This is a genomic window from Tardiphaga sp. 866_E4_N1_4 (assembly GCF_052076075.1).
In the GTDB taxonomy this organism is placed as follows: Bacteria; Pseudomonadota; Alphaproteobacteria; order Rhizobiales; family Xanthobacteraceae; genus Tardiphaga; species Tardiphaga robiniae.
In genome coordinates, this window is the sequence record NZ_CP197242.1 from 5,582,868 (window position 1) to 5,607,458 (window position 24,591).

Sequence of the window (24,591 nt, forward strand, 5' to 3'; positions counted from 1 at the left end):
ATGCGCCACTGGCAGGGAATGATCTTTCGAAGATCATCGGAGGCGGAGCAAATTGCATTGACTTGATCCGATGATCCGGCAACATTTCATGCAGTCGCATTCAATCGGCCTTCGGTCGGGTTTGCGGGTTGCCTCATCACGCAAAACGGATTGAACGATGATCGATCTCTATTACTGGAGCACGCCGAACGGCCACAAGATCACGATCTTTCTTGAGGAGACGGGGCTCCCCTACAAGATCATTCCGGTGAATATCAGCAAGGGTGACCAGTTCAGGGACGAGTTTTTGGCCATCGCGCCGAACAATCGCATTCCGGCGCTGCTCGATCATGCGCCCAAGAGCGGCTCGAAACCGATCTCGGTGTTCGAGTCCGGCGCGATGCTGCTGTATCTCGCTGAGAAGACCGGGAAGTTCCTGTCCGATGATCTCGCTGTGCGCTATGATGCGATCCAGTGGGTGTTCTGGCAGATGGGTGGCCTTGGCCCGATGGCCGGACAGAACCATCACTTCCGCAACTACGCGCAGGAAAAGATCACTTACGCCATCGATCGCTATGTGAACGAGACCAACCGGCTCTATGGTGTGCTCAACAAGCGCCTCGCAGACCGCAAATTCATCGCCGGCGACTATTCGATTGCCGATATGGCGAGCTATCCCTGGATCGTGCCCTACAAGAACCAGGGCCAGGACATCAACGACTTCCCGCATCTCAAGCGCTGGCTCGAAACCATCGCCGAGCGGCCGGCGGTCAAGCGCGCTTACGAGATCGCCAAAGAGGTCAATCCTAATTTCGGCCAGCCGCCGATCCGCACCGACGAAGAGCGCAAGCTGCTGTTCGGCCAGACCTCGGCTGTGGTGAAGAGTTAGCTCAGATTTACGAGAAGCAATCATGGCGCTGCAACTGTTCGAACTGGTCGGCACTGACGAAGATCGTCCCTTCAGCCCGTTCTGCTGGCGCATCCGGATGGCGCTGGCACATAAGGGCCTCGACGCCACATCGATCCCGTGGCGCTTCACCGAGAAGGACGCGATCAACAAGCACAAATCCGACAAGGTGCCGGTGCTGCTCGATGGTGAGCGCGCGGTCAACGACTCCTGGGCGATCGCCAATTATCTCGAAGACACCTATCCGGATCGTCCGTCACTGTTCGGCGGCGAGGGCGGCCGCGCCATGGGGCGGATGCTGAACTGGTGGGGCGACACGGTCGTGGTCGCCGGCATGTTTCCGTTCATCGTCGCGGATATTCATGGTCATCTGCGTCCGGTCGATCAGGCCTATTTCCGCGAGAGCCGCGAAGCGCGGTTCAAGAAGTCGCTGGAAGAGGTCGCATCCAATCGCGACACGGGCGTAGATGCCTTCCGCAAGTCGCTTGATCCGATGCGCCTCACCCTGAAGACGCAACCGTTCCTTGGTGGCGCCGCGCCAAACTATGCCGACTACATCGTATTCGGTCCGTTCCAGTGGGCGCGCGCGATCTCGCCGTTCAAGCTGCTGGCGGAAGACGACGCGATCTATGCGTGGCGCGAAAGCATGCTTGATGCTTTTAACGGCATGGCGCGGAACTCGGCGGGCTATCCGGTCTGAGTTCCACTCTCTACGGGCGACGAATTGAGCAACGCTGGTATTCATGTCCGCATACCGGCGTTGTTTCGGTGGTGCTTGGTGCCTTCGTGAAAATCCGAGGATATTCCCTGTAACTCTCGCTATAAGGGAATACCTCAACGATTCACGCTGTCTCACGCGCCAAGGTCTCTATGTCCGTTCCGCCTACCAATCTCGCCGACGATGCCGTGATGTTCGATCTTGCCCCGGTCTCGCTCTGGATCGAGGACTACAGCGATGTGAAGGGGCTGTTCGAACAGTGGCAGGCGCAGGGCGTCGACGACATCGAGACATTCCTGCTCGCCAATCCCGAACGGGTCCGTGAGTGCTCGCAGCACATCCGCATTCTCAAGGTCAATCGCAAGACGCTGTCACTGTTTGGCGCGCGCGACCTGTCTCACCTGACGCTGAGTCTCGGCCTGGTGATGCGCGACGATACGTTCAAGAGTCATGTGTCGGAACTGGCCCAGCTCTGGAGCGGCCGGAATCATTTTTCCAGCCATACGGTCAACTACACGCTGAAGGGTGAGCGGCTCGACATCCAGCTGCACGGCATTGTTCTGCCCGGGCATGAAGAGCGCTGGGATCGCGTGATGATCGCCATCGAGGATGTGACCGAACGTGAAGGCGCGCGTCGTCGCCTCGCGGAGAGCGAGAATTATGCGTTCGGCCTGTTCGCGCATTCGCCGGTGTCGCTGTGGGTCGAGGATTTCAGCGGCGTCAAGCGGCTAGTCGACGACGTTCGCGCGCGGGGCATTGAGGATTTTCGCGTGTTCACGGATGTGCACGAGGAATTCGTTTTGCGCTGTATGAGCGAGATCCGTGTGCTCGACGTCAACAGCCGCACGCTCGAACTGTTCGGCGCGCCCGACAAGGACACGTTGCTCCGTCAGTTGTCGGATGTGTTTCGCGACGAGATGGAGCCGCATTTCCGCGAACAGTTGATCGACCTGTGGGAGGGCAAGCTGTTCCAGCAGCGCGAGGTCGTCAACTACGCGCTCGACGGCACCAAGCTGCATCTGCTGCTGCAGTTCTCGGTATTGCCCGGGCATGAGCGCGACTGGTCACAGGTGCAGGTCGCGCTGACCGACATCACCGCGCGCAAGAAGGCGGAAGCCTATCTGGAATATCTCGGCACCCACGACGTATTGACGCGCACCACGAACCGCTCGTTTTTCGTGGACGAACTCAACCGGCTCGAACGCAAAGGATCGCAACCGGTCACCGTGATCATTGCCGATCTCAACGCGCTGAAAGCTGCCAATGACGATCTTGGCCATGCCGCAGGTGACGGGTTGCTGCGCCGTGCCGGCGAGGTGTTTGGCGAACTGGTCGAAAAGCCGGCGACGGTGTCGCGCATCGGCGGCGACGAATTCGCCATCTTGCTGCCCGGAGTCGATGCTGCCGGCGGCGAAGCTGTGCTTGCCTCGCTGGCGCGACTGATCGAGGTCAACAACCAGTACTATCCTGATCTGACGCTGAGCCTCTCCACCGGGATTGCCACCAGCCGGACCGGCGAGCGGCTCGAAGCCGTGGTCAAGCGCGCCGATATGGAAATGCTGCAAGCCAAGCGCAGCTACTATGCGCAACCCGATCGTGACCGGCGCAGCGCGGGCATGGTGTAGGCAGGCTGCGGGAGCCGATGCGCAATCGCGCGCCCTGCGGATCAGGCACGTCCGTCAGGTCGTGGCGTGCGCCGCCGCCGCCTTCGCGCGCAGGCAGTCGCGGCACAGGCAATCGCCGCCTGTGGTCGGCATCGGCAGTTTTGCGGTCTCCTCGGCGCACCAGCAATTGCCCGACAGGTCGCAGCCGAATTCAGTCCCGCAGTCCGAGCAGGTGAGGCTGCGGCTGAGCGGCTTTAAGCTTTCTGTCCGATAATTCATGAAAGCAGCCCAAATTTCAGCGCGATTTTCATGCCGGGTTCATCTGTTCCACCCGTATATCTGGGGTGTCGCCTTTGATGTTCCAATGCATCATAGGACGAAGGCAGAGTGAGGGAAACCCGATGGCCCGCGACCCGCAAGGTGCGCTGATCGCGCTGAACCGATTCGGCTTTGGCGCGCGGGGTGGCGCTTCCGGCGACATCGTCAATGCGGCCTCCGATCCCCGCGGCTTCGTGAAGGCCGAGCTGGCGCGCCCCAATGCGGCGCTGCTGGAATTGCCCGGCCTGCAATCCACGACCGAGCTGGGGCAGGCGATGTTCGCCTATCAGCTCGAAGTGAAAACGGCACGCGAGGCGGCGCTGAAGACGCCGGGGCTGGTGCCGGTCGAAGCGCCGCCGGCTGCGATGGACAGGAAGCCGGAAGCTCCCGCGATGACCGGCAACACCACCATGACAGTGCAGCCTGACGCACCGAAGCCGCCGCCGGCCGTCGCGCTGCCGCCGAATGTGGTGCAGAAGACCTATCGTGCAGAAGCGCTGGCGCGGATCCAGCGCGCGACCATTACCGAGGGTGGCTTTGTCGAGCGCCTGGTGGTGTTCTGGTCGAACCATTTCTGCATCTCGGCCAGCAAGGGCGACCCGGCGCGGATGTGGGCTGGCTCCTTCGAACGCGAGGCGATCCGCCCTTATGTGCTGGGCAAATTTGCCGACATGCTGAAAGCCGTCGAACAGCATCCGGCGATGCTGTTCTTCCTCGACAACCAGCAGTCGATCGGCCCGAATTCAAAAGCCGGTGAGAGGGGCAAGCGCGGCCTCAATGAAAATCTCGCGCGCGAGATCATGGAGCTGCACACGCTCGGCGTCGGCGGTGGTTACACGCAGGCCGACGTGACATCGCTGGCGCGCATCATCACCGGCTGGACCTTTGCCGGACGCGAAGGAAAGATCGGCACGCCCGGCAGTTTTGCCTTCAACGCCAATGCGCATGAACCGGGGCCGCAGCAATTGCTGGGCAAGACCTATGACGACAGCGGCGTCGCGCAAGGCGAAACAGCGCTCGCCGATCTTGCGCGGCAGCCATCGACGGCGACATTCATCGCCAGGAAATTCGCGCAGCATTTCGTGGCTGATGCGCCGCCGCCGGCACTGCTGGCGCGGCTGGAAGGGGTGTTCAAAAAGACCGACGGCGATCTGAAGGCGCTGGCGCTGGCGCTGCTCGATTCCAGTGAAGCCTGGCGGATGCCGATGGCCAAGCTGCGCACGCCCTATGAATATCTGATCTCCACCGGCCGCCTGCTGGCGCGCATCCCCGAAGATCCCGGCCGTTACTTTGCAGGACTGCAGACGCTTGGCCAGCCGCTCTGGACACCGCCGGGGCCGAACGGCTTTCCGGACGGCAATGCCGCCTGGGCCGTGCCCGAAGGCATGAAGCTGCGGCTCGATCTCGCCGCACAGGTTTCGTCGCGCATTCCCGACAGTATCGATCCGCGCGAGATGCTCGACGTGGTCGCCGGCGAGGCGGCCTCGTCCGAAACACGACAGACGATCGCGCGCGCGGAGACGCGGCAGCAGGCACTGACGCTGTTGCTGATGTCGCCGGAATTCCAAAGGAGATGACGATGGACTGCTGTGAAAGCCGCATGCTCGGCCCCACGCGCCGATCGCTCTTGCTGTCAGGCGCAGCCTTTGCGGCCTGGGCCTATCTGCCGAAATTTGCCCGCGCCGCTGACGCGCGCGATCCGCGCCTGATCGTCGTGATCCTGCGCGGTGCGCTTGATGGCCTCGCGACCGTCGCGCCGCTCGGCGATCCCGATTATGCCGGTCTGCACGGCTCGATTGCGCTGGCAAAAGATGGACCGAACGCGGCCATCGCGCTCGACTCGTTCTTCGGCATGCATCCGGCGATGCCGGAATTCGCGCGGATGTATCGCGACAAGAAAGCGGCCGTGGTCCATGCGGTGGCGACGTCCTATCGCGAACGTTCGCATTTCGACGGCCAGGACGTGCTGGAGAGCGGCTATGCCGGCCCCGGCCGCGTGCAGTCGGGCTGGCTCAACCGCGCCATTGAATCGTTGCCGCGTGGCGAACGCGTCTCGTCGGGTCTTGCGATCGGACCGACCACGCCGCTGGTGCTCCGCGGCGCCGCGCCGACGGTTGGCTGGGCGCCGGTCAATCTGCCCAATGCGGCCGATGATACGGCGATGCGGCTGATGCAACTCTATCTGGACCGCGATCCCGCTTTGGCGACGGCCCTGTCGCAGGGCCTGAAGCTCGACAAGATTGCCGTTGGCGACGAGATGAAACCGAAGAGCGGCGGAAATGCCGTCGCGGCGATGCGCCAGGTCGCACGCGGTGCGGCGAAACTCATGGCCGCGGATGACGGACCGCGCATCGCGGCACTCGCCTTCGATGGATGGGACACCCATGCGCAGGAGGGCGGGCCGGTCGGCCGCCTCGCGCAATTGCTCGGCGGTCTGGATGGTGCACTGGCGGAATTCGAGAGCGGGCTTGGGCCACATTGGCGCGACACGGTGGTAGTCGTGGCCACGGAGTTCGGCCGCACCGCCAAGATCAACGGCACGGCCGGCACCGATCACGGCACCGGCACGATTGCGCTGCTTGCGGGTGGCGCGGTCAAGGGCGGCCGGGTGATTGCGGACTGGCCGGGGCTTGCGAATGGCAAGCTCTATGAAGCCCGCGATCTCGCCCCCACCACGGATCTGCGCGCGATCTTCAAGGGCGTGCTGCACGATCACCTCGGCATCAGCGAGCGTGCACTGGCCGAGCAGGTGTTTCCTGACAGTGCGCTGGTGAAGCCGGCGAAGGGATTGGTGGGGTAGCTTGCTTCCCCTCTCCTGCGGCGCGCGGCTTTGCCGCGCTGGGGGAGAGGGGAAGAATCTGCGCGTTTAACTACCCCAATGTAATCCCGTCAATCTCCGCCATCTCTTCCGCCGTCAGCTTCCACTGCGCCGCCTTCACATTTTGCTCGATCTGCTCGGGCGATGATGCGCCGGCGATGACGCTGGAGACTTGCGGGCGGGCGGCGAGCCACGAGAAGGCGAGCTCAAGCATCGAATGACCGCGCGCGCCGACGAAGGCCTGCAGTTGATCGACCAAGGCGATGTTGCGCGGGTTCAGATAGCGCTCTTGCATATAGGGGGTCTTGCCGAAGCGCGTATCGGCGGGGACGTTCTTCAGGCCGGCATATTTACCGGTCAGCATGCCGCCGGCGAGCGGGAAGAACGGCAGCAGGCCGAGATTGAAATGCTGCGCGGCCGGCAGCAGGTCTTTCTCGATGTCGCGGACGACGAGACTGTATTCGTCCTGGCACGACACGAAGGGCGCGACGCCCATCTGGCGCGCGGCCATCTCCGCTTCGGCGATGCGCCAGGCCGGGAAGTTGGAATTGCCGATATAGCGCACCTTGCCCTGACGCACGAGGTCGTCGAGCGTGCGCAGCGTCTCTTCGATGGGCGTCAGCGCATCGTAATCGTGCTGTTGATACAGATCGATATAGTCAGTCTTCAGCCTCCTCAGGCTGGCCTCGACGGCGCTCATGATGTAGCGGCGCGAGGCGCCCTGCTTGCTGCCGTCATTGCTCATCGGCTTGCAGTATTTCGTCGCGAGTACGATGTCCTTGCGGCGATCGCCCAGCACTTCACCCAGCACCGTCTCGGAGCCGCCCATGCCGGCATAGATGTCGGCGGTGTCGAACAGCGTGATGCCGAGATCGATCGCCTTGTGGATGACCTTGCGCGCGGTCTCCAGATCGGTGCGCTGGCCGAAATTGTTGCAGCCGAGACCGACGGCGGAGACGCGAAGGCCGGAGCGGCCGAGATTGCGGATTTCCATGATGAGTGTGCCTTGTGAGGGAAGCGCGGACCAAGGTTATGGCGCGCGCCTCATCGCGCAGCAAGACGCGCTGCATCATGGCAGTCGCGCGGGTGCTCAGGCGATGGCGGAAGCGGACTCGGGCGGTTGAGCTTCGGGCGCGGGCAGGGCGGTCGGGGTCTTCCGCGGCGGCCCGGCGCGCAAGGCTGTGGACGTCATGCGCCGCACAGCGTTTTCCGCGTTACGCGTGATCGTCTTGCGATCAGCGGACATGTCATAGGCGACGGCTTCGCCCCAGCTTACGACGACGTCGATGGCGCCCGACGACAGGATGCCGATGAAATGCGGGATCAGATCGATGTCGCCATACCACGCCACGTTTTCGCGAAAGGCGCGGCCGACCGGCAATCCACCGAAGCCGACATAGGCGATCGACATCGGCTGCACCGTGATCTCTTTGTGATGCGTGGAATCGCCGAGCGCGTGATGCACCGAGCCGACCAGTGCCGAGCGAAACGGCAGCACGCGCATGCCGTCGCTGGAGGTGCCCTCCGCGAACAGGACCACCGCGTCGCCGGACAGCATGCGGTCGCCAATTTCCTGCGCCGTCGCGCCGGTCTTCTGCCGGCGTTCGCGCTCGACAAAAATCGTGCGCTGCAGTTTGGCGAGCCAGCCGAACACGGGCCATTTGGCAACTTCGCTCTTGGCGACGAACACCACGGGCGCCCTGGCGCCGATGATGATGATGTCGAGCCATGAGACGTGATTGGAGAGGATCAGGACCGGCGTGTCCGTCGTCCGCTTGCCGACTTCGTGAATGCGCACCCCGATCAGCGCGCAAAGGATGCGGTGAAACAGATGCGGAATACTCCGGTGCCAGCGCAGGCCGAAGGCCAGTGCGATCAGCTGAAACGGCGCCAGCAGTAGCGTCAGCATGGTCAAGGAGATCAGGACGGCGGCGAAACGGATCATGGGTTTGTTATACCGGGGCCGTCTTCCGCAGGCAAAGTCAGTTGCATGAACTAAGAGAAACCAAGGCAAAAAGAAGCGGTCCCGGTCAGCGCGGCAACTGACGGAGACCGCTGGGGAAGCACCCGATTGGCGACGGGGGGAAGCAACCGGCTGCATGAGGAGCCTAGCCGGGGCGAGTGACATCGCCATGACAACCCGGATATCCACAGGTGGCATTGCGCCCTATTCGGCCGCGTCCAGCCGGTGGGAGCTGAACACGTCGCCTTCGCGGAGCGCCAGATAATAGTCGCGCTCGGAGAGCTCGTCGGTGTGACGAATGAGGTCGGTCACCGGAGTGTAGCTCAGCATCCGCCCGCCATCGGGCAGCACGGCGCAACTCATCCGCAGCACCCGGCCATTGGCGAGGCGCAACGTCGTCGGCGTGGAAGTGCCGGCGCGGATCATCTCGACGCGCCTGGCGATGAAGCTGTCGACCTCGTCGTCGGGGAGGGCGTAGGCGTGGATATCGCGCGCGTGATACATCAGCGCGATCAGCGGCGGCTTGCTGTCAGCCTTCTCGTCGGGGAGCGTGAAGTAGTCGCGGAAGGCGCGGTTGATGAATTCGGCGCGGGTGTCGGCATTGAGAAGCACGACACCGATATCGATCTGGTCAAGTGCAGCCGAAAGGCGCTGGGCAGTGGCGTGCTGCTCGTTCTCGCGGGCCCGGGCCGCGCGTCGCAGCCGGAAGAGGCGGATTGCCAAAGTAATCCCGACGGCTGCGATCACAATGATCGCCGTTTCAATTCCCGGATCGAGAATCAGTCGCCAATCGTACTGCATCGGCTGTACCTGTGTCCGTACATAGGTAAGAAACGCAGGTTGGCCTCTGGTTGCAAAAAGGCCCACAATTTCCCGGCGGTATAGCTAACGGCGCGTGAAGAGCCTGGCATCATTTTCCCCTTGTTCGCTTCAAATGCTATCGATGCCACCGGAACCGGCGCCGGCCCCTGAATGTTAGCGCCGGGATTTAAAAAGGACCCCGATCGAATGCCCTTCACCATTCCGCCGCTGCTGCTGCCGATTTTGATGCTGCTGGCCTCGAATATCTTCATGACCTTCGCTTGGTATGGCCATCTCAAATTCAAGGATCACTCCTTGCCCCTCGTCATCATGGTGAGCTGGGGCATTGCCTTCTTCGAATACTGGCTGGCGGTGCCCGCCAATCGCTGGGGCAGCGAAGTCTACAATGCCGCCCAGTTGAAGACGATGCAGGAAGTCATCACGCTGGTCGTGTTTGCTGCATTTTCGGTGCTGTATCTGAAGGAGCCGCTCGGCTGGAATCACGCGCTGGGCTTTGCCTTCATCGCGCTCGGGGCGTTCTTCATTTTCCACAAGTGGTCGTAGCAGCGACCGCTTACTTCCCGGCCGGCGTAATCCGCAAGATCCGTCCCGCTGAACTATCCGTCAGCAGCCACAGTGCGCCGTCCGGTCCTTGCCGGACGTCGCGGATACGTTCGTTGAGATTTTGCAGAACGCGCTCTTCGGACGTGACCGTGTTTCCGTTGAGCTGTAGCCGCACCAGCATCTGGCCTGCCAGCGCGCCGGTGAACAGGCTGCCCCGCCAGCGCGGGAAGAGATCGCCGGTATAGAACGTCATGCCGGACGGGGCGATCGACGGCACCCAGTATTTCACCGGTTGCTCCATGCCCGCCTTCGACGTGGTTTCGTGGATCTTCGCGCCGGAATAGTCGATGCCGTAACCGATCACAGGCCAGCCGTAATTCTTGCCCTTGCCGATGATGTTCACTTCATCGCCGCCGCGCGGCCCGTGCTCGGTCTCCCACAAGTCGCCGGTCGCCGGATTGATGGCGAGGCCTTGCTGGTTGCGATGACCGTAGCTCCAGATCTCCGGCCTGGCACCGTCGCGGCCGACAAACGGATTGTCTTTCGGCACAGATCCATCCGGCGCGATGCGGATCAGCTTGCCGAGATGATTATCGAGATTCTGTGCCTGATCGCGGCCGCTATAGTGTTCGCCGAGCGTAACAAACAGGTTGCTGTCAGGCGCCTGAACAATACGGCAGCCGTGGTGATTGCCCGACGACAGCGGGCCGTCCTGGCGAAAGATCACCTTCATGTCGTCGAGACGCGGCGCAGTGCCGTCGATGAGCTTGCCGCGCGCGATCGCGGTGCGAGCGCCGCTGCCCGAACGTTCCGAGTAGCAGAAGTAGATTGTGTTGTTCTGCGCGTAGTTCTTGTCGGTGACGACGTCGAGCAAACCGCCCTGGCCGACGGCCATCACCTCGGGCACGCCTTTCACCGCAGGCGACAACTGTCCCTGCGGCGAGACGATACGGATGCGACCGGGCCGTTCGGTAACGAGCATGCGGCCCTCGGGCAGGAAGGCCAATGCCCATGGATAAGCGAGACCGGAGGCGACTGTCTGTACTTCGAGCCTGCCGGCCGACGAGCCGAACGAGGTGTTTTCGCCGCGGGTGGTCGTGGCGATCAGAAGGGTCGCGGTCACGACGATAGCCGCCGTCAACGTGACAGTGACCCAGATCACGGGCCTTTTCATCGAAATGGCTCCATCACGGAGTCGCAGGTTGCATAAGCGATGCGCGGCATCGCGGCTGAGTGTTTATGAGTTGTGGGGACCGTCAGAGCGGCATCGCACTCGCCACCGGGATCGACATCACGGTGAGGGCGAGGATGACGCAGAGCGACAGACAGCCAACCGCGAGCGACGCCGCGACGGCGTGGGTCAACCGGGTGGATGCGATGGACGTGGGGCGTGCCTGAAATCCTGCACCCACGCGAAGCGACCGTATCATGGCCGTAAATCCTTCAAATTGCGGGCGAATCACCCGCGTGCACAAATTCGCAGCTGCGGCAGGCGAGATTTGGGCGGGATTGGCCGTAACTATGGCGGGAAAATGGCATTCACAGCGGTTATGCCCGCTATTTCAGGGCTTAAGCGTCGGCAACCACGTCCAAAGTATCGTATTCCGACGACGTCGGGTGCCAGTCCATGGAGATAAAGCCCGGCTGGGTTTCCACCAGACGCAGCCAGCGGCGGATCGACGGAAAGCTAGAGAGGTCGAAATCGCACTTCTCGGCGACGTGGGTGTAACCGTATAGCGCGATGTCGGCGATTGTAAGCTGGCCGGCGGCGAAGAAGTCATGGATCTTGAGGTGATTCTCCATCACCTGCAGCGCGGCATAGCCCCGCTCCATCCAGTCTTCCAGCGCGTGGGTCTGCAGGTCGCGGCCACCGCGCACCAGGCACAGCCAGAAATAGGCGGCACCGAGATTCGGCTCCAGCGCGTGCTGCTCGAAGAACATCCACTGCATGGCTTCGGCACGGTCCATCCGCGATTCCGGCGCCAGAGATGTACCGATGGCGACATACCACAGGATGGCGTTGGATTCGGCGAGATAGCGGCCTTCGGCGATCTCGAGCAGCGGCACCTGACCGCTGGGGTTCTTGGCCAGAAATTCCGGGGTACGGCTCTCGCCGCGCAGAATGTCCACCTCGATGGCGCGATAAGGCGCGTCCAGGAACGCCAGCGCGAGGCGAACCTTGTAGCTATTGCCAGAGCGCTGCATCGAATAGAGTTTGTACATTCGCAGGTGTTCAATTCATTTCAGGTCGAGGCAACTGCGCGATTGGCCATCGCAGATCGCGGTTAGACAATGATGCTGATGCGAGCCTGTCGCAAGGCCCAAGGAATGGAAAAAGTCGAAAACGGCTGCGGCAGTCTGGATTGAGAAAAATGTATGTCAGGCAGCATTCGGCAATGGAAGATCACGCTGCCGCGATCTGTGTGTGAAGGTGCCGCGATGTGCTGTTATCAGCGAGTGCGCGCCGCAGCACGATGATATAGAAAGCGACCATCACCAGAAAGCCGAGCGGCAGTTCGATGGCGCCAGCGATGCTGCGCGTCAGCAGCGGCATGATCCAGGTCAATGTGAGCAGGCTGATCTCGCCCGCGCGAAAGCCATGATCGAGTCCATGCCGCGCGAAGAAGGCGATGGCGATGGCGAGCACCATGAGATCGTAGTCGAGCACATAGGGCGTCGCCAGCAGACTGCCGACCGCGAGCGCTGTTGCCTTGAGTTCGAACGCTGCATGGCTGCGCCATAGCCACATCAAACTGATGGCAATGCCGGCTGCGAGACCGAACTGTGCGGCATAAGCGACAGGAAGACCGGCGCCCCACATCCGTGTCGCGGCGAAGATCGACTGGATTTTCTGCCACCCGGTGCCGCCTTGTTCGAGTACGACATCGCGAGTGAAAGCAGTGGAGTCGGCAAAGGCCTGCCAGATGCCGGCGCCGAACAACCCCGTGCTCAATACGATGAGGACAGCGACAGTGAGCGCGGCCGATACCATCGTGATCCAGCGTCTATCGGCGAGCAGGGCGAGAGGAATCAGCACACCGAATTGCGGCTTGTAGGCCAATAGCCCGATCAACACGCCGGCCAGCCACGGCCGGCGATGGAGCAGAAGCAATGCGCCGCCCAGCAGTGCGGTGGTTAGAAATCCGTTATGGCCGTGACCGACATTGATGAAGACGGCAGGAAAGGCGGCGGCCACCAGCAGCGTTTCCTGGCGGGGCAGGATTGTGCGGATCGCGGCGAGGTAGGCGGCGAAGCTGGCGACGAGCCACAGACCGAGCCCCCATCCATAGGGTACCGTGGCCACCAGCGCGGCAATTCCGAGAAAGAACGGCGGATAGTGCCAGCCGTAGAACGGCACATCGCGGCCGAACACCCTCTGTTCTGCGGCATGTTGCAGGGCGGGATCATAGGCGTCGGCGGGTTTGCCTTCGAGGGTGAGCCGGCCCGCCGCATAGATGTTGGAAAAGTCGGTCCCGATCGGCTTGCCATTGCGGTCGATCACGCCGTCCGACACCGCAATCCAGCCGGCGAAGGCCAATGTGCCCAAAGCGAGCACGATCAGGCTGTAAGCCCGCACGCGTTCGAGGGGCAGCCATGCGCCGCTTTCAATGTGCTGCCAGATCCAGATCATTTTAAGGGTGCATTTTGGCCCAAATCGTCGATTGCGACGTGCTGTTGACGCTACCGTCCCCCGTTTAACGCTTGCTGAATTGCATCACTTCCAGATGGGTTTTTGCCCAAGCTTCTTGCGATGCAACGTCGCACGCACTAGGGTGCGCCGATCCCAGCAGGATCAGCCATTTTGACGTCGCCGACCGCGGGTCCGCGACCTTTCTCAGGAGAAGATGATGTCGTTTTTGTCCGCTGCGCTCGACCGTGTGAAGCCGTCCGCGACGATCGCAGTGACGGATAAAGCACGTGCGCTGAAAGCAGCCGGCCGCAACGTCATCGGTCTTGGTTCGGGCGAGCCCGATTTCGACACCCCGGCGAACATTAAGCTGGCAGCGATTCACGCCATCGAGGCCGGCAAGACCAAGTACACCGCCGTGGACGGTATTCCCGAACTGAAGGAAGCCATTATCGGCAAGTTTCAGCGCGAGAATGGCCTGACCTACAAGCCGAACCAGATCATCGTCGGCACCGGCGGCAAGCAGGTGCTCTACAACGCGCTGATGGCGACGTTGAACCCGGGTGACGAAGTCATCATCCCGGCGCCGTATTGGGTGAGCTATCCGGAAATGGTGGCGCTGGCCGGCGGCACGCCCGTGTCCGTGGTCTGCACCGCAGAATTCGGCTTCAAGCTGCAGGCTTCCGCGCTGGAAGCAGCGATCACGCCGAAGACCAAGTGGATCATCCTGTGCTCGCCGTCGAACCCGACGGGCGCCGCCTACAAGAAGTCGGAGCTCAAGGCGCTCACCGATGTCCTCGTGAAGCATCCTCACGTTTGGGTGATGACCGACGATATGTATGAGCACCTCGTCTATGACGACTTCGAATTCACCACGCCGGCACAGATCGAACCGTCCCTGTTCAATCGCACGCTGACCGTGAACGGCGTCTCCAAGGCTTATTGCATGACCGGCTGGCGCATCGGTTACGCCGGTGGTCCCGCCGAGCTCATCAAGGCAATGGCGACGATCCAGTCGCAATCGACCTCGAACCCGTCGTCGATCGCACAGTGGGCGGCGGTGGAAGCCTTGAACGGTCCGCAGGATTTCATCCCGAAGAACAATGCTGTGTTCAAGGAGCGCCGCGATCTCGTGGTGGCAATGCTGAATCAGGCCTCGGGCATCAACTGCCCGCGTCCAGAAGGCGCATTCTACGTCTATCCGTCCTGCGCCGGCACCATCGGCAAGACTGCGCCTTCGGGCAAGGTTATCGCCAATGACGAAGACTTCGTCACAGAACTGTTGGAAACCGAAGGCGTGGCGGTGGTGCAGGGTTCGGCCTTCGGCCTTGGCCCGGCATTCCGCATCTCCTACGCGACGAAAACATCCGATCTCGAAGATGCCTGCAAGCGCATCCAGCGCTTCTGCGGAAATCTTCGGTAACAAAACCTGCTCCGAAACTTTTGACGGTTTCGGGGCTTATTCCGGGAAGCGCCTTGTTTTCGACACGGCGCTTCCTTCTTGTCCCCTCGCTATCAAAATCCCCAAGGTGGAGTAACACTATGCGACTTTCCAAGATGTTCGGCCTGACGGCCGTGGCCTTTGCGGCGTCAGTTGCGACCGCAAATGCACAGCAGCCTGGCAGCGTTCAGGTTGGCGTGCTGGAGTGCCGTGGCGGCCAGAACGTCGGCTACGTGGTCGGTTCGAATGCGCACCTCAACTGCGTCTTCCAGAGCGCCGGCGGCCGCGCCGAAGGTTACGTCGCCAACATCCGCCGTTTCGGCCTTGATCTCGGCTTCACCGAAAACACCACGGTGCAGTGGGCTGCATTCGCTCCGACCACCCGCGTGCCGCGCGGCGCACTGGCCGGCAGCTACGGCGGCGTCGGTACCAACGCATCGGTTGGCCTCGGTTTCGGCGGCAACTTCCTCGTTGGCGGTCCGGGCAACACCTATTCGCTGCAGCCGATCTCGGTGCAGGGCCAGACCGGCTTGAACGTCGCCAGCGGCATCGTTCAGCTCGAACTGGAAGCGACCGGTCCGGTCAGCGGTCATCGCTACAACAAGAAGCGCCGTCATCGCAGCCATCGCTAAGCGATCGCTGTGATCGCGTAAGCGATCCGGCAAGGTTAACGAAAAGGCCCGCGCGAGCGGGCCTTTTTTGTTGCGTGCGCTGCGCGTGCGCCGCTGTCATTGGGCGGTATCATTAGCTATGGATAGTCGATCCACATCCTTACTTCCGTTCATCACCCGGAGATTCCTGATGGTCCGCCTCTCATCGCTTGTTCTCGGTATCGCTGCCGCCGCCTTTTTCACTGCATCGCAAGCGCAGTCGCAGCAAGGCGTGCAGGTCGGTGTCTTGAATTGCCGGGGCGGAGCCAGCGTCGGATTCGTCGTGGGCTCGGTGACCAATCTCGGCTGCGTGCTCACCGGTACCGGTCGTCCGGATCAGCCTTATGTCGCCACGATCCGCAAAGTGGGCATCGATCTCGGTATTACCGAACAGACCGCGCTATCCTGGGCCGTGTTCGTGCCGGTGAACTATAGCGGTCCCGGCGATCTGTCCGGCAACTATGCGGGCGCGCAGGGCAGCGCGTCGGTTGGTGTCGGCGTCGGCGCGAATGTCCTGGTTGGCGGTTCGCAAAATGCCTTCTCCCTGCAGCCGCTCAGTCTGCAGGGGTCGGTGGGACTGAATGTCGCCGCCGGTCTGCAGAGCCTGGAGTTGCGCCCCGGTCGCTGATCCCGCGGCGATCGCTCGCACAAATTCATCCGGCTTCGCCCATGGCGGAGCCGGATTTTTTATGGCGCAATCCGATCACGTTCATCGCAGCGCAGCAACTTTTCCATCTTGCCAAATATCCGGACCGGGCGGAGCATTGACCGCCGACCCAATCATGGGCCGAGCTCCACATGAGGAGGCGGCAATGGGACAAGACCTGAGAAGTCCCCGCGGTCCACAAGGCAATGCCGCAAAGTGCATTGCGCTGGTGGGCCCTTTCCAGAGCGGAAAAACCACACTGCTTGAAGCGATCATGGCCCGCACCGGGGCGATCCCGCGGGCCGGCAGCGTCGACAATGGGACAAGCATCGGCGATGCCAATGCGGAAGCCAGAGCCCACAAGATGGGCGTCGGCCTGACGGCTGCTACCACCACCTTCACGGGCGACAGCTACACATTCATCGACTGTCCGGGCTCGGTGGAATTCGCACATGACATGCGCGCGGCATTACCCGCCGTCGATGCAGCCATCGTGGTTTGCGAGGCGGATGCGCGAAAATTGCCGCAGCTGCAATTGATCCTGCGCGAACTCGAAGACCTCGGCATTCCCAGATTTCTGTTTCTCAACAAGATCGACCGCGCCCACAAGCGCGTGCGCGAGACGCTGGCGACATTGCAGCCGGCCTCGCGCGTGCCGCTGGTGCTGCGGCAGATCCCGATCTGGAACGGCGACCTTGTCGCCGGCTTCGTCGATCTCGCGCTGGAGCGCGCTTTCGTCTATCGCGAGCACAAGGCGTCCGAAGTCATCAAGCTCGAAGGCGGCGATCTCGATCGGGAGAAGGAGGCGCGTTTCTCCATGCTGGAGAAGCTTGCGGATCATGACGACGCGCTGATGGAGCAGTTGCTTGACGACATCGCGCCGCCGGCCGACGCCGTGTTCGACGATCTCGCGCGCGAATTGCGCGAAGGTCTGATCTGTCCGGTGTTGCTGGGCTCGGCGATGCGCGAGAATGGCGTGCTGCGGCTGATGAAGGCGCTACGCCACGAGGCACCCGGCGCGGCCGAGACGGCCAAGCGCCTCGGCGTGCCTGACAGCAAGGATGCGATCGGTTACGTGTTCAAGAGCAGCCATCTACAGCATGGCGGCAAGCTGTCTTACGCGCGCGTGCTGAGTGGTCATCTCGATGATGGCGCAACATTGCTGTCCTCGTCGGGCGAAAGCGGGCGCGTCTCCGGCATTCTTGCGGCGAGCGGCGGACATGACAGCAAGCGCGCATCGGCCGAAGCGGGCGAGACCGTCGCGCTCGGCAAGCTCGATCATGTCAGGACCGGCGACACGATCTCGACCGGCAAGACCGTGCCGGCGTCTCTGGTGAATGTTGTGGCCGCATCGCCCGTGCTGGCCATGGCGCTGGCGTCCGCCGATCGCAAGGACGACGTCAAGCTTGGCCAGGCGCTGTTGCGGCTGACCGAAGAAGATCCGTCGCTTGCGGTGGTCAATAACGCGCAGACCCATGACGTGGTGTTGTGGGGGCAGGGCGAGATGCATCTGCGCGTGGCGATGGAGCGCCTGCACGAACGCTTCGGCATCAACGTCAAATCGCATGCGCCGGTGATCGGCTATCAGGAGACCATCCGTAAACCGATCACCCAGCGCGGCAGGCACAAGAAGCAGTCCGGCGGTCACGGCCAGTTTGGCGACGTTGTGCTGGAGATCGGCCCGTTGCCGCGCGGCGAGGGCTTTGCATTCCAGGAAAAGGTGGTCGGCGGCGCGGTGCCGCGCAACTACATTCCCGCGGTGCAGGAAGGCGTCGTCGACGGGTTGCAGCGTGGCCCGCTCGGTTTTCCTGTCATCGACGTGCAGGTGACGCTCACCGATGGGTCGTATCACAGCGTCGATTCATCCGATCAGGCGTTCCGGACCGCTGCCCGCATCGGTTTCACCGAGGCGCTGCCGCAATGCCAGCCGGTGCTGCTGGAGCCGATCCATACGGTGGAGATCGTCTGTCCCACCGAGGCCACGGCCAAGGTCAACGCCATCCTGTCAGGACGGCGCGGCCAGATCCTCGGCTTCGATACCCGTGACAACTGGCCGGGCTGGGACACGGTGCGCGCGATGTTGCCGGAAGCGGAGATCGGCGACCTGATCGTCGAGTTGCGTTCGGCCACCGCGGGTGCCGGCAGCTTCACCCGCAGCTTCGACCACATGGCCGAAGTCTCGGGCCGCGCCGCCGACCAGATCGTTGCGGCGCATCGGGTGGCGGCTTAGTACAGTGGCCCATGACGCTTGGTCCGCGGGTTGTAATCATTGGCAATAGCGGCTCGGGCAAGAGCACGCTGGCGCAGCAGCTTGAAAGCCGCGTCGGCGGCAAACGCACGGATCTCGACTGTATCCACTGGCTGGACAGGGTCGGTGTGAAGCGCGACGAGGGGCAGGCCAAATAACTGGTGGCCGTCCTTGCCGTGAAGTCGAACTGGATCATCGAAGGCGTTTACGGCTGGCTGGTCGAAGCGGCATTGCCGCGCGCCACAGCATTGATCTGGCTCGACATGAGCCCGGAGGTTTGTCGCGATAGCCTCGCTCTCCGGGGCCCTTGGCGTGGTGCGACGGCCGAGGAACATGCAGATTTCCTGGCTTGGGCCGAGGCCTACTGGCAGCGCAAAACGTCGAGTTCGTTCGCTGGCCACCTGGCGCTGTTCGACGACTTCGGCGGCGTCAAACGACGCCTGACATTGCGCGCCGCTGTCGCCCAGTTCGTGGCGACCATGGCGGCTTCGCCGATCAAGTGATGTTTTATACATCATTGAAGATATCTCACATATGATATAAGACTCGTGAAACTGGAAACCGCCCTTGATTACATCGTTTCAGATGCGGGCCGCCCGTGCGCTGCTGGGTATCGATCAAAAGCGGCTGGCCGAGATGGCCGGCGTGTCGCTACCGACCATCCAGCGCATGGAAGCGAGCGAAGGCAATGTCAGGGGCGTGGTGGATTCGCTGATCAAGGTGGTGGACGCGTTCAATCGCGCCGGCGTCGAATTGATCGGCGAACACACCCGCAGCGACTCCGGTGGCCGAGGGGTGCGTCTGAAGCAGCCCGGTCCGCCGCCTAAGGTGGATGGATAAAACTGGCAGATCGAGACGAGTCGCTGCGTGCGACAGAGGCGAGCCGAGTATGGGCATTTCTGGCGGGGGCATGCGGCGCCCACATCAGCCGACATTCGCGGAGCTGTTCACACCGAAACTGATCACGGTGCTGCGCGAAGGCTACAATCTTGCGGCATTTCGCGATGATGTGCTCGCCGGTCTGACGGTGGCGATCGTGGCGCTGCCGCTGTCGATGGCGATTGCCATCGCCTCGGGCGCATCACCTGACCGCGGGCTGATCACCGCCGTGATTGGCGGCTTCCTGGTCTCTGCGCTGGGTGGCAGCCGGTTTCAGATCGGCGGACCCGCCGGCGCCTTCATCGTGCTGGTGGCGGCCACGGTGAGCCGCAATGGCATCGACGGTCTTATCCTCGCGACCATGCTCTCTGGCGTGTTCCTGATGGTGGCGGGCTATTTGAAGCTCGGCACTTACATCAAGTTCATTCCCTATCCGGTCACGGTGGGATTTACCGCCGGTATTGCCGTCATTATTTTCGCCAGCCAGATCAGGGATCTCCTCGGGCTCACACTCACCGGCAAGGAGCCTGGCGAACTGATCCCGAAGCTGCAGGTGCTCGGAAGTGCGATCCACACCGTCAACCTGTCGGCCGCCGCGATCACCATCGCGACCATTGCGATCATCCTTCTGCTCAAGAAGCTGCGGCCTTCCTTGCCGGGCATTCTGATCGCGGTTGCCGCAAGCGCGGTCGCGGCATGGTTCTTTGCGCTGCCGGTTGAAACCATCGGCACCAAGTTCGGCGGCATTCCGCAATCCTTTCCGCTGCCGTCGCTTCCCGCGATTTCCCTGGCAAAGCTGCAGGCCATTCTGCCGGACGCCATCTCCTTTGCGCTGCTGGGCGCGATTGAATCTTTGCTCTCAGCTGTCGTCGCTGACGGCATGACCGGCCGGCGGCATCGCTCCAATTGCGAACTGGTGGCGCAGGGCATCGCCAATATCGGCTCGGCGCTGTTCGGTGGAATCTGCGTGACCGGCACCATCGCGCGAACCGCCACCAACGTCCGCGCCGGCGCGCACGGCCCGATCTCGGGCATGCTGCATGCAGTATTCCTGCTGGTATTCATTCTCGCCGCGGCGCCATTGGCAAGTTACATTCCGCTGGCGGCGCTCGCCGCGGTGCTTGCCGTGGTCGCCTGGAACATGGCGGAGAAGCATGAATTCGCGACGTTACTGCGGTCATCATGGGGCGATGCTGCCGTGCTGTCGGCGACTTTCCTGCTAACGATCTTCCGCGATCTTACCGAGGGCATTGTGGTCGGCTTCGCGCTTGGCGCGATTCTGTTCATCAACCGCATGGCGCAAACAACCGGCATTGAGGCGGATAAGCCGCTGGTCGTGGCCGACAAGGCCGACGACGCCAATGGCGACCGAAAACCCTATGATCCCGGTCTCGCTGCCGATCCCGACGTCGTTGTCTATCGCATCACCGGCGCATTTTTCTTCGGCGCGGCCTCCACCATCGGATCTGTGCTCGAGGGCTTCTCGGATCGCCACAAGGCTTTTGTGATCGATTTTGCCGCGGTCCCCTTCCTGGATTCGACTGCTGCGAATGCGATCAAGGGCATTGCCGAGAAGGCAAAGCGACAAGGCGTCCGCGTCATTCTCACCGGCACCTCGCAGGGCGTGCGCCGGGCGCTGCTTACCCACGGCGCGCGACCGCCACTGGTCAAATACCGTGCTGATGTGGCAGTGGCCGTCAGCGAGATCAAGATCCGACGCGCTGCAGCGATCCAGGAGACGTCGAGCTGATGGCATCGGCAGTTGCTCGCAGCTGCAGTATTGATCGTCTGCATGGTTGTCGGACTTGCTGTGCGCCGCAAAACTGTCTGATGATTAAGAGCCCCTGCATGATTTTTATGCTACGCACGCTTCCGCCTGAAGCGAAGGATGAATGATGCCGAACGAGACCACGCCCCGCGCCGCCTGTTTGATCGGCTGGCCTGCCGCGCATTCGCGCTCGCCGCTGATCCACCATCACTGGCTGCGCAGCATGGATATTCCGGGCGGTTACAGCATCGAGTCGATTCCACCGGAAGGCGTGGCCGAATTCGTGATGAACCTCTCCAAGCATGGTTACATCGGCGCCAATGTCACGATCCCGCACAAGGAGCGCGTGCTGAAATTGACCTCCCCGGATCGCCGCGCGCGGGCGGTCGGGGCTGCCAACACGCTATGGTACGACCACGGCACGCTGCGCGCGACCAATACGGATATCGAAGGCTTCATCGACAATCTCGATCACGCCGCCCATGATTGGGACCACACCGACGACGCGCTGGTGCTCGGCGCGGGCGGTTCGTCGCGTGCAGTGGTGTTCGGATTGCTCGAACGCGGAATCAAACATGTCTATGTCGCCAATCGCAGTCTCGATCGCGCCGAGGCGATGGCCGCGCAATTCGGCTCGCAGGTGGTGCCGCTGGCGTGGGAGAATGTCGCCTGCATGTTGCCGCGCGCATCCTTGCTGGTGAACACCACGTCGCTCGGCATGGGCGGCCAGCCACCATTGATCATCGACCTCGATCTGTTGCCTGACCAGGCGGTCGTCGCCGATCTCGTTTACGTGCCACTCGACACCCCGCTGCTCGCCGGCGCCCGGGCGCGGGGCCTCCGCACCGCGGATGGACTCGGCATGTTACTGTATCAGGCCGTGCGTGGCTTCGAGCTGTGGTTCGGGCAGCGCCCCGATGTGACGCCGGAACTGCGTCGCCTCGTCGAGGCCGATCTCACAGTGGCGTGAGCGGGGAATAGCTATTTGGCCTTGGGGTTTCCATTTGCAGCGGCGGGCGCTGTCGTCAAAGGAAATTCCCCTATGGTTCAGATCGTATCGACTTCGGCTCGCTTGTTCGCGGGCTCACTTCTTGCTGGTTCATTGCTGATTTCCGCCGCATCGGCGCAGCAGCCGCAACCCCTGCGCATCCGTGGTGCCATCGAAGCCGTCGATGGCGCGGTGCTGACGATCAAGACGCGTGAAGGCGATGAGCGCAAAGTGAAGATGACGGACAATGTCACCGTCACCGGCATTGCCAGAACGACAATGGCCGAGGTGAAGCCCGGCTCCTATATCGGCGTGACGGGCATGCCGCAGGCCGATGGGTCGCAGAAGGCCATCGCGATCCATATCTTTCCGGAAGCGATGCGCGGCACCGGCGAAGGCTCGCGCCCCTGGGATCTGCGCCCCAACAGCAGCATGACCAACGCCACCGTCGATCAGAAGGTCCAGGCCTCCGATGGCCAGACGGTGACGGTGAAGTACAAGGACGGGGAAAAGAAAGTGACCGTGACGCCCGACACGCCGATCGTGACATTCTTGCCGGGCAACAAGGATGAACTCAAGCCTGGCGCGAAGATCATCATCATGGGCGCTATCAAGAAGGATGACGGCACCTTCGAGACAGCACGCGTCAATGTCGGGCTGGATGGGCTGACGCCGCCGATGTAAGAAATTCGAAACAGCGGAAAAGCTCTTGCGCAGGCCGTTCCTCACACCGTGCTTCATCCTCGCATTTCTGTTGTTATCTGCGCCGCACTTCGCTGCTGCGCAGACACTTGCTCCGACAGAGCGCGTGCTGACCCTGCCTGTTCATGGCGGCGATCAGCAGCGCGCGCTCTACGTCAGTCCATCGCATCCACGCGCAACCATCGTGATGCTGCCCGGCGGAAGAGGCGATGTAGGCATCGCCCGGGATGGCGAAATAGCGCACGGTAACAACTTCGTCGTCCGTTCGCGCGTGCTCTGGAATGCTGCGGGTTTCGCGGTGCTGATCCCCGACGCCGTCGATAGTCAGAACTTGCGCGGGCTGCGCAGCTCGCCGCAATATGCAGCACTTGTGGGCGATCTCGTCGCTGCGGCTCACGCGCAGGCGCCGGGACCGGTCTTCCTGCTCGGGACCAGCCAAGGCTCGATTGCGGCGATGAACGGCGCAGCGAATCTGCGTGACGGTCAGATCGCAGGTATCGTGCTCACTGAGTCGGTGTCGCGCCCTGGTGGCAGCCACGAGACGGTGTTCGACGCGCATCCTGAGCGAGTCAATGTGCCCGCACTCGTCGTCGCCAATTCAGACGATCGTTGCAATGTCGCACCGCCGGAAGACGCCGACAGGATCGCAGCGGCGATGACTGGCGCACCGCGCGTCAAGGTCCTCAGGGTCAGTGGCGGAGATCAGCGCTCGTCCACGGATTGCGGATCGCTGTCGCCGCACGGCTATTACGGCATCGAGCAAAAAGTCGTCGATACGATCGCCGCGTGGATTGACGCGGCGATCTGACGAGTCCTCACTGCACCAGCACGTGCCTGTCGATCTCGGCGATCGAATTCACGCCGCACAGGCCCATGGTCACGCTGAGTTCGTTGCGCAGGATGTCCAGGGCCTTGGTCACGCCGGGGCCGCCATAGGCACCGAGGCCGTAGATATAGGCGCGGCCGATCATGCAGGACTTGGCGCCGAGTGCGAGCGCACGCATCACGTCCTGCCCCGAGCGGATGCCGCTGTCGAACATCACTTCGATCTCCGAGCCGACGGCATCGGCGATCCCCGGCAGTACCGAGATTGACGACGGTGCGCCGTCGAGCTGACGTCCGCCGTGGTTGGACACGACCATCGCCTGCGCGCCGACCTTCACGGCTTCGCGGGCATCCTCGATATCGTGAATGCCCTTGATCACGATCTTGCCGGGCCAGATGCTGCGGATCCAGTCGAGATCCTTCCAGTTCAACGACGCATCGAATTGCGATGCTGTCCACTGCGCGACGGAGCCGAGATCGTCGGTGTTCTTCACGAAGCCGGCGATGTTGCCGAAGTTGCGCCGCTTGGCTTTCAGCGTGCGCACCAGCCAGCCGGGCTTGCTCATGAAATCGATCAGGTTCTTCACATTCAATATCTGAGGTGGCACCGACAGGCCATTCTTGATGTCGGCATGACGCTGGCCGATCACCTGCAGATCGACGGTCAGCACCAGCGCGCTGCACTTCGCCTTGATGGCGCGCTCGATCAATTCCTTGATGAAGCCTCGATCCTTCATGACATAGAGCTGAAACCAGAACGGTTTTTCGACATTCTCGGCGACGTCTTCGATGGAATTGATCGACATCGTCGAGAGCGTATAGGGAATGCCCGCCGCCTGCGCCGCCCGGCAGGCGTGAATTTCGCCGTCGCCATATTGCAAGCCGGTTGAGCCGACCGGCGCGCAGATCAGCGGCATGGTGGCCTTCTCACCGAGGATGGTCGTCGAGGTGTCGCGATTGGCGATATCGACCAGAATACGCTGGCGGAACTTCAGCTTCTGCAGATCCTCACAATTCGCACGGAACGTATCTTCGCTATAGGAGCCATGGTCGACATAATCGAAGAACGCCTTCGGCACGTTGCGCTTGTGCTCGAGGCGAAGATCTTCGATGCAGGTGATATGCTTCATGAGATGTCCCAGCC

At 62.2% G+C, this 24,591-nt stretch carries 26 protein-coding genes; 17 read left to right on the forward strand and 9 right to left on the reverse strand.

Annotated features, from left to right (window positions below; genetic code table 11):
- The first annotated feature begins 157 nt into the window (after positions 1 to 157).
- The 3 genes from AB8B20_RS26910 to AB8B20_RS26920 all read left to right on the forward strand — a co-directional run bounded on the left by AB8B20_RS26910 (position 158) and on the right by AB8B20_RS26920 (position 3,229).
- Positions 158 to 868, forward strand: coding sequence for a glutathione binding-like protein (locus AB8B20_RS26910; protein WP_439073988.1), 711 nt, complete (start codon positions 158 to 160; stop codon positions 866 to 868).
- A gap of 22 nt (positions 869 to 890) precedes the next feature.
- Positions 891 to 1,586 (forward strand): glutathione S-transferase family protein, encoded by a 696-nt coding sequence (locus tag AB8B20_RS26915; protein ID WP_439073987.1) that lies wholly within the window; start codon positions 891 to 893, stop codon positions 1,584 to 1,586.
- A gap of 170 nt (positions 1,587 to 1,756) precedes the next feature.
- A complete protein-coding gene (locus AB8B20_RS26920) occupies positions 1,757 to 3,229 on the forward strand; it encodes a diguanylate cyclase domain-containing protein (protein ID WP_439062361.1) in 1,473 nt (490 codons plus the stop codon).
- A gap of 54 nt (positions 3,230 to 3,283) precedes the next feature.
- Here the strand turns inward: AB8B20_RS26920 and AB8B20_RS26925 are convergent, their stop codons facing one another.
- Positions 3,284 to 3,487, reverse strand: coding sequence for a hypothetical protein (locus AB8B20_RS26925; protein ID WP_089261740.1), 204 nt, complete (start codon positions 3,485 to 3,487; stop codon positions 3,284 to 3,286).
- Positions 3,488 to 3,609: 122 nt separating this feature from the next.
- Between AB8B20_RS26925 and AB8B20_RS26930 the strand changes: the two genes are divergently transcribed.
- The gene (locus AB8B20_RS26930; RefSeq protein WP_439073986.1) at positions 3,610 to 5,103 is read left to right on the forward strand and encodes a DUF1800 domain-containing protein; all 1,494 of its coding nucleotides are present in this window, start codon (positions 3,610 to 3,612) and stop codon (positions 5,101 to 5,103) included.
- Positions 5,100 to 6,326 (forward strand): DUF1501 domain-containing protein, encoded by a 1,227-nt coding sequence (locus AB8B20_RS26935; RefSeq protein ID WP_439073985.1) that lies wholly within the window; start codon positions 5,100 to 5,102, stop codon positions 6,324 to 6,326. Before AB8B20_RS26930 ends, AB8B20_RS26935 begins: the two co-directional genes overlap by 4 nt.
- A gap of 70 nt (positions 6,327 to 6,396) precedes the next feature.
- Here the strand turns inward: AB8B20_RS26935 and AB8B20_RS26940 are convergent, their stop codons facing one another.
- From AB8B20_RS26940 to AB8B20_RS26950, 3 genes are all read right to left on the reverse strand, one after another.
- Positions 6,397 to 7,338, reverse strand: a complete 942-nt coding sequence (locus AB8B20_RS26940) for an aldo/keto reductase (RefSeq protein WP_439073984.1) — start codon at positions 7,336 to 7,338, stop codon at positions 6,397 to 6,399.
- 96 nt (positions 7,339 to 7,434) lie between these two features.
- Entirely contained in the window at positions 7,435 to 8,289 is an 855-nt protein-coding gene (locus tag AB8B20_RS26945; protein ID WP_439073983.1) for a lysophospholipid acyltransferase family protein, read from the reverse strand.
- 222 nt (positions 8,290 to 8,511) lie between these two features.
- Entirely contained in the window at positions 8,512 to 9,108 is a 597-nt protein-coding gene (locus AB8B20_RS26950; RefSeq protein ID WP_089261730.1) for a PAS-domain containing protein, read from the reverse strand.
- A gap of 207 nt (positions 9,109 to 9,315) precedes the next feature.
- On the opposite strand from AB8B20_RS26950, the gene AB8B20_RS26955 reads away from it, so the two are divergent.
- Positions 9,316 to 9,672: a DMT family protein gene (locus tag AB8B20_RS26955; protein ID WP_068731204.1), complete on the forward strand. Its 357-nt coding sequence runs from the start codon at positions 9,316 to 9,318 to the stop codon at positions 9,670 to 9,672.
- Positions 9,673 to 9,682: 10 nt separating this feature from the next.
- Here the strand turns inward: AB8B20_RS26955 and AB8B20_RS26960 are convergent, their stop codons facing one another.
- The 4 genes from AB8B20_RS26960 to AB8B20_RS26975 form a co-directional block, all read right to left on the reverse strand.
- Positions 9,683 to 10,846 (reverse strand): PQQ-dependent sugar dehydrogenase, encoded by a 1,164-nt coding sequence (locus AB8B20_RS26960; protein WP_439073982.1) that lies wholly within the window; start codon positions 10,844 to 10,846, stop codon positions 9,683 to 9,685.
- A gap of 82 nt (positions 10,847 to 10,928) precedes the next feature.
- On the reverse strand, positions 10,929 to 11,102 hold the full coding sequence (locus tag AB8B20_RS26965; protein ID WP_175367576.1) for a hypothetical protein: 174 nt from the start codon (positions 11,100 to 11,102) through the stop codon (positions 10,929 to 10,931).
- Positions 11,103 to 11,241: 139 nt separating this feature from the next.
- Positions 11,242 to 11,895, reverse strand: a complete 654-nt coding sequence (locus AB8B20_RS26970) for a glutathione S-transferase family protein (RefSeq protein ID WP_089261726.1) — start codon at positions 11,893 to 11,895, stop codon at positions 11,242 to 11,244.
- Positions 11,896 to 12,076: 181 nt separating this feature from the next.
- On the reverse strand, positions 12,077 to 13,303 hold the full coding sequence (locus AB8B20_RS26975; protein WP_439073981.1) for a glycosyltransferase family 87 protein: 1,227 nt from the start codon (positions 13,301 to 13,303) through the stop codon (positions 12,077 to 12,079).
- Between the two features lie 217 nt (positions 13,304 to 13,520).
- Between AB8B20_RS26975 and AB8B20_RS26980 the strand changes: the two genes are divergently transcribed.
- From AB8B20_RS26980 to AB8B20_RS27030, 11 genes are all read left to right on the forward strand, one after another.
- Positions 13,521 to 14,723, forward strand: coding sequence for a pyridoxal phosphate-dependent aminotransferase (locus AB8B20_RS26980; RefSeq protein ID WP_068731379.1), 1,203 nt, complete (start codon positions 13,521 to 13,523; stop codon positions 14,721 to 14,723).
- A gap of 119 nt (positions 14,724 to 14,842) precedes the next feature.
- Positions 14,843 to 15,373 carry a DUF992 domain-containing protein gene (locus AB8B20_RS26985; RefSeq protein WP_068731210.1) on the forward strand — a complete coding sequence of 177 codons (531 nt, stop codon included), beginning with the start codon at positions 14,843 to 14,845 and terminating at the stop codon, positions 15,371 to 15,373.
- A gap of 169 nt (positions 15,374 to 15,542) precedes the next feature.
- Positions 15,543 to 16,019 carry a DUF992 domain-containing protein gene (locus AB8B20_RS26990; RefSeq protein WP_068731211.1) on the forward strand — a complete coding sequence of 159 codons (477 nt, stop codon included), beginning with the start codon at positions 15,543 to 15,545 and terminating at the stop codon, positions 16,017 to 16,019.
- A 184-nt stretch (positions 16,020 to 16,203) separates the two neighbouring features.
- On the forward strand, positions 16,204 to 18,267 hold the full coding sequence (locus AB8B20_RS26995) for an elongation factor G (protein ID WP_439073980.1): 2,064 nt from the start codon (positions 16,204 to 16,206) through the stop codon (positions 18,265 to 18,267).
- Positions 18,268 to 18,278: 11 nt separating this feature from the next.
- Positions 18,279 to 18,443: a hypothetical protein gene (locus tag AB8B20_RS27000; RefSeq protein WP_439073979.1), complete on the forward strand. Its 165-nt coding sequence runs from the start codon at positions 18,279 to 18,281 to the stop codon at positions 18,441 to 18,443.
- Positions 18,444 to 18,446: 3 nt separating this feature from the next.
- The gene (locus AB8B20_RS27005; RefSeq protein ID WP_439073978.1) at positions 18,447 to 18,788 is read left to right on the forward strand and encodes a hypothetical protein; all 342 of its coding nucleotides are present in this window, start codon (positions 18,447 to 18,449) and stop codon (positions 18,786 to 18,788) included.
- Positions 18,789 to 18,852: 64 nt separating this feature from the next.
- On the forward strand, positions 18,853 to 19,125 hold the full coding sequence (locus tag AB8B20_RS27010) for a helix-turn-helix domain-containing protein (protein WP_068731217.1): 273 nt from the start codon (positions 18,853 to 18,855) through the stop codon (positions 19,123 to 19,125).
- Between the two features lie 49 nt (positions 19,126 to 19,174).
- Positions 19,175 to 20,914, forward strand: a complete 1,740-nt coding sequence (locus AB8B20_RS27015) for a SulP family inorganic anion transporter (RefSeq protein WP_439073977.1) — start codon at positions 19,175 to 19,177, stop codon at positions 20,912 to 20,914.
- A gap of 142 nt (positions 20,915 to 21,056) precedes the next feature.
- Positions 21,057 to 21,902, forward strand: coding sequence for a shikimate dehydrogenase (locus AB8B20_RS27020; RefSeq protein WP_439073976.1), 846 nt, complete (start codon positions 21,057 to 21,059; stop codon positions 21,900 to 21,902).
- Positions 21,903 to 21,974: 72 nt separating this feature from the next.
- Positions 21,975 to 22,604, forward strand: coding sequence for a hypothetical protein (locus tag AB8B20_RS27025; RefSeq protein WP_439073975.1), 630 nt, complete (start codon positions 21,975 to 21,977; stop codon positions 22,602 to 22,604).
- 25 nt (positions 22,605 to 22,629) lie between these two features.
- The gene (locus AB8B20_RS27030) at positions 22,630 to 23,430 is read left to right on the forward strand and encodes an alpha/beta hydrolase (protein WP_439073974.1); all 801 of its coding nucleotides are present in this window, start codon (positions 22,630 to 22,632) and stop codon (positions 23,428 to 23,430) included.
- Between the two features lie 7 nt (positions 23,431 to 23,437).
- Here the strand turns inward: AB8B20_RS27030 and AB8B20_RS27035 are convergent, their stop codons facing one another.
- The gene (locus AB8B20_RS27035; RefSeq protein ID WP_184513869.1) at positions 23,438 to 24,577 is read right to left on the reverse strand and encodes an alpha-hydroxy acid oxidase; all 1,140 of its coding nucleotides are present in this window, start codon (positions 24,575 to 24,577) and stop codon (positions 23,438 to 23,440) included.
- Positions 24,578 to 24,591: the final 14 nt, after the last annotated feature.